This window comes from Arthrobacter ginsengisoli, assembly GCF_031456935.1.
Lineage (GTDB): Bacteria > Actinomycetota > Actinomycetes > Actinomycetales > Micrococcaceae > Arthrobacter > Arthrobacter ginsengisoli.
In genome coordinates this window covers 1-5,406 of the sequence record NZ_JAVDVQ010000054.1, presented here as the reverse complement: position 1 = coordinate 5,406, position 5,406 = coordinate 1, and the positions used below count along the sequence as shown (strand labels likewise).

At 55.8% G+C, this 5,406-nt stretch carries 2 rRNA genes; both read right to left on the bottom strand.

The features are described 5' to 3' along the window. Positions 1–21 precede the first annotated feature (21 nt). Positions 22–3,156, bottom strand: a 23S ribosomal RNA gene (locus J2X01_RS21845). Positions 3,157–3,695: 539 nt separating this feature from the next. Next, positions 3,696–5,221: ribosomal RNA gene (locus J2X01_RS21840) — 16S ribosomal RNA — on the bottom strand. Together the 16S and 23S rRNA genes form the textbook arrangement of a ribosomal RNA operon. Positions 5,222–5,406 lie beyond the last annotated feature (185 nt).

The window sequence follows — 5,406 nt, the reverse complement described above, 5'->3', positions numbered from 1 at the left end:
CGGGTTCGCGGGAGGGGGTGTGTGGTGTAAGTTATCGGCCTATTAGTACCGGTCAGCTTCACGAGTCGTTAGTCCTCGCTTCCACATCCGGCCTATCAACCCAGTGGTCTGGCTGGGGGCCTCTCACACACAAGGTGTATGGAAATCTCATCTCGAAGCGAGCTTCCCGCTTAGATGCTTTCAGCGGTTATCCCATCCGAACGTAGCTAATCAGCGGTGCACTTGGCAGTACAACTGACACACCAGAGGTTCGTCCGTCCCGGTCCTCTCGTACTAAGGACAGCCCTTCTCAAATTTCCTGCGCGCGCAGCGGATAGGGACCGAACTGTCTCACGACGTTCTAAACCCAGCTCGCGTACCGCTTTAATGGGCGAACAGCCCAACCCTTGGGACCTACTCCAGCCCCAGGATGCGACGAGCCGACATCGAGGTGCCAAACCATGCCGTCGATATGGACTCTTGGGCAAGATCAGCCTGTTATCCCCGAGGTACCTTTTATCCGTTGAGCGACGGCCATTCCACAATGTACCGCCGGATCACTAGTCCCGACTTTCGTCCCTGCTCGAGATGTCTCTCTCACAGTCAAGCTCCCTTGTGCACTTACACTCGACACCTGATTGCCAACCAGGCTGAGGGAACCTTTGGGCGCCTCCGTTACTTTTTAGGAGGCAACCGCCCCAGTTAAACTACCCATCAGGCACTGTCCCTGACCCGGATTACGGGCCGAAGTTAGATGTCCAAAGTGACCAGAGTGGTATTTCAACGATGACTCCACCCGAACTGGCGTCCGGGCTTCAACGTCTCCCACCTATCCTACACAAGCCACTCCGAACACCAATACCAAACTATAGTAAAGGTCTCGGGGTCTTTCCGTCCTGCTGCGCGTAACGAGCATCTTTACTCGTACTGCAATTTCGCCGAGTTTATGGTTGAGACAGCGGGGAAGTCGTTACTCCATTCGTGCAGGTCGGAACTTACCCGACAAGGAATTTCGCTACCTTAGGATGGTTATAGTTACCACCGCCGTTTACTGGGGCTTGAATTCTCAGCTTCGCCTTGCGGCTAACCGGTCCTCTTAACCTTCCAGCACCGGGCAGGAGTCAGTCCGTATACATCGTCTTGCGACTTCGCACGGACCTGTGTTTTTAGTAAACAGTCGCTTCCCCCTGGTCTCTGCGGCCCCTGCACGCTCCGGACAGCTGGTGTCCATCACGATGGGGGCCCCCCTTCTCCCGAAGTTACGGGGGCATTTTGCCGAGTTCCTTAACCATAATTCTCTCGATCGCCTTAGTATTCTCTACCTGATCACCTGTGTCGGTTTGGGGTACGGGCGGCTAAAACCTCGCGTCGATGCTTTTCTCGGCAGCATAGGATCACCGAATCCCCCCTTACGGGAGTCCCATCAGATCTCAGGCATCATGAACGGCGGATTTGCCTACCGTTCGCCCTACATCCTTAGACCGGGACAACCATCGCCCGGCTCGGCTACCTTCCTGCGTCACACCTGTTAATACGCTTGCCTCCCAGGATCAGGTCCCGCGCTCCACCAAAACCCTTCCACCACAAGGGCGGTCGGGCAGGTTTCGGGCGGTTAGTATCCCCTGTTCAGCATGGGCGGTTTTTCGCCGGTACGGGAATATCAACCCGTTGTCCATCGACTACGCCTGTCGGCCTCGCCTTAGGTCCCGACTTACCCAGGGCAGATTAGCTTGACCCTGGAACCCTTGATCATTCGGCGGACGGGTTTCTCACCCGTCTTTCGCTACTCATGCCTGCATTCTCACTCGTGTAGGCTCCACCGCTGGTTTACACCGCGACTTCACTGCCCACACGACGCTCCCCTACCACTCCAGACGCCTGAACCACAAGGGCTTGGCTATTGTCTGAAATCCACAACTTCGGCGGTGTACTTGAGCCCCGCTACATTGTCGGCGCGGAATCACTTGACCAGTGAGCTATTACGCACTCTTTTAAGGATGGCTGCTTCTAAGCCAACCTCCTGGTTGTCTTCGCAACTCCACATCCTTTCCCACTTAGCACACGCTTAGGGGCCTTAGTTGGTGGTCTGGGCTGTTTCCCTCTCGACTATGAAGCTTATCCCCCACAGTCTCACTGCTGCGCTCTCACTTACCGGCATTCGGAGTTTGGCTGACGTCAGTAACCTTGTAGGGCCCATTAGCCATCCAGTAGCTCTACCTCCGGTAAGAAACACGCAACGCTGCACCTAAATGCATTTCGGGGAGAACCAGCTATCACGAAGTTTGATTGGCCTTTCACCCCTACCCACAGCTCATCCCCTCCATTTTCAACTGAAGTGGGTTCGGTCCTCCACGACGTCTTACCGTCGCTTCAACCTGGCCATGGGTAGATCACTTCGCTTCGGGTCTAGATCACGCCACTGCAACGCCCTGTTCAGACTCGCTTTCGCTACGGCTTCCCCACACGGGTTAACCTCGCGACGTAACACTAACTCGCAGGCTCATTCTTCAAAAGGCACGCCGTCACAACTACACAGCAAGCTGCGGTTGCTCCGACGGATTGTAAGCACACGGTTTCAGGTACTGTTTCACTCCCCTCCCGGGGTACTTTTCACCTTTCCCTCACGGTACTGGTCCGCTATCGGTCATTAGGGAGTATTTAGGCTTATCAGGTGGTCCTGACAGATTCGCACGGGATTTCTCGGGCCCCGTGCTACTTGGGATACCCCCCGGGCGGTGCACAACATTTCGGTTACGGGGCTCACACCCTCTCTGGCCGGCCTTTCAAGACCGTTCACCTATGCCTGCACTACACACCCCACTGTCCCGGCAGAGACAGAATGGGAAGTCCCACAACCCCGACCATGCAACGCCCGCCGGCTATCACACATGGAACGGTTTAGCCTGATCCGCGTTCGCTCGCCACTACTGACGGAATCACTATTGTTTTCTCTTCCTGCGGGTACTGAGATGTTTCACTTCCCCGCGTTCCCTCCACGCACCCTATGTGTTCAGATGCGGGTCACCAGGCAGCTCGCGCCCCTGGCGGGGTTTCCCCATTCGGACACCCTGGGATCACAGTCCGGTTATCGACTCCCCCAGGCTTATCGCAGATTCCTACGTCCTTCTTCGGCTCCTAATGCCAAGGCATCCACCGTGTGCTCTTAAAAACTTGACCACAAAAGATCAAAAAAACTAATTCACGAGAGAACCACAGAAACTGACGCCGCACACAGCACCACCCTAAAAGGGCACCACCATCCACGACACAGATCCAGGTTCATATTCTTGGAAATTGCTTCTTATAAAAGATGCTCGCGTCCACTATGTAGTTCTCAAACAACAACCCCGTACCACACACCCCACACACTCACATGCGTGCTCGGTGCAGCCAGGAAACCAGAAACACACATCCCACACCACCACCACGCACCCCACCAAAGGAAGAGCAACGCGGCCGCGCCATGGTCCTGTTGTCTCAGGACCCAACAGTGTGCCAAACACTACCCGGCAGTTCATTCCGGCGAGCGTTCCAGGACAGGGACCCCGAGGGGAACCCGTCCGTACTTGCTGCCGGCCTGTGCCGCCAGGCACCTATTTGTTGATATTCCACCCGTGAGCACCCGCCGCAGAACAATCGCCTGCGCAGCGGGCCTACTCCTGACAACCCCGCCACACTCACATACATGAGGCACGGTGGCTGTAGGTGCTCCTTAGAAAGGAGGTGATCCAGCCGCACCTTCCGGTACGGCTACCTTGTTACGACTTAGTCCCAATCGCCAGTCCCACCTTCGACAGCTCCCTCCCACAAGGGGTTAGGCCACCGGCTTCGGGTGTTACCAACTTTCGTGACTTGACGGGCGGTGTGTACAAGGCCCGGGAACGTATTCACCGCAGCGTTGCTGATCTGCGATTACTAGCGACTCCGACTTCATGGGGTCGAGTTGCAGACCCCAATCCGAACTGAGACCGGCTTTTTGGGATTAGCTCCACCTCACAGTATCGCAACCCTTTGTACCGGCCATTGTAGCATGCGTGAAGCCCAAGACATAAGGGGCATGATGATTTGACGTCGTCCCCACCTTCCTCCGAGTTGACCCCGGCAGTCTCCTATGAGTCCCCGCCATCACGCGCTGGCAACATAGAACGAGGGTTGCGCTCGTTGCGGGACTTAACCCAACATCTCACGACACGAGCTGACGACAACCATGCACCACCTGTAAACCGACCGCAAGCGGGGCACCTGTTTCCAGGCGTTTCCGGTTCATGTCAAGCCTTGGTAAGGTTCTTCGCGTTGCATCGAATTAATCCGCATGCTCCGCCGCTTGTGCGGGCCCCCGTCAATTCCTTTGAGTTTTAGCCTTGCGGCCGTACTCCCCAGGCGGGGCACTTAATGCGTTAGCTACGGCGCGGAAAACGTGGAATGTCCCCCACACCTAGTGCCCAACGTTTACGGCATGGACTACCAGGGTATCTAATCCTGTTCGCTCCCCATGCTTTCGCTCCTCAGCGTCAGTTAATGCCCAGAGACCTGCCTTCGCCATCGGTGTTCCTCCTGATATCTGCGCATTTCACCGCTACACCAGGAATTCCAGTCTCCCCTACATCACTCTAGTCTGCCCGTACCCACCGCAGATCCGGAGTTGAGCCCCGGACTTTCACGGCAGACGCGACAAACCGCCTACGAGCTCTTTACGCCCAATAATTCCGGATAACGCTTGCGCCCTACGTATTACCGCGGCTGCTGGCACGTAGTTAGCCGGCGCTTCTTCTGCAGGTACCGTCACTTTCGCTTCTTCCCTACTGAAAGAGGTTTACAACCCGAAGGCCGTCATCCCTCACGCGGCGTCGCTGCATCAGGCTTTCGCCCATTGTGCAATATTCCCCACTGCTGCCTCCCGTAGGAGTCTGGGCCGTGTCTCAGTCCCAGTGTGGCCGGTCACCCTCTCAGGCCGGCTACCCGTCGTCGCCTTGGTGAGCCATTACCTCACCAACAAGCTGATAGGCCGCGAGTCCATCCAAAACCACAATAAAGCTTTCCACCCCCCACCATGCGATGAGGAGTCATATCCGGTATTAGACCCAGTTTCCCAGGCTTATCCCAGAGTTAAGGGCAGGTTACTCACGTGTTACTCACCCGTTCGCCACTAATCACCGGTGCAAGCACCGGGTCATCGTTCGACTTGCATGTGTTAAGCACGCCGCCAGCGTTCATCCTGAGCCAGGATCAAACTCTCCGTTGAAGTAAAACAGACACAACCAACACCCCCGGGAAAACGGGACGCGCCGGCTGCACAAAATTTGAAACCAGCTGTAAAAACCAGACCACACCACGGGGTGGCGCAATCCAGTCAATTCAACCAATCCATTACAATAAATTGGTATCAACAAACTTGGCACACTATTGAGTTCTCAAACAACAGACACA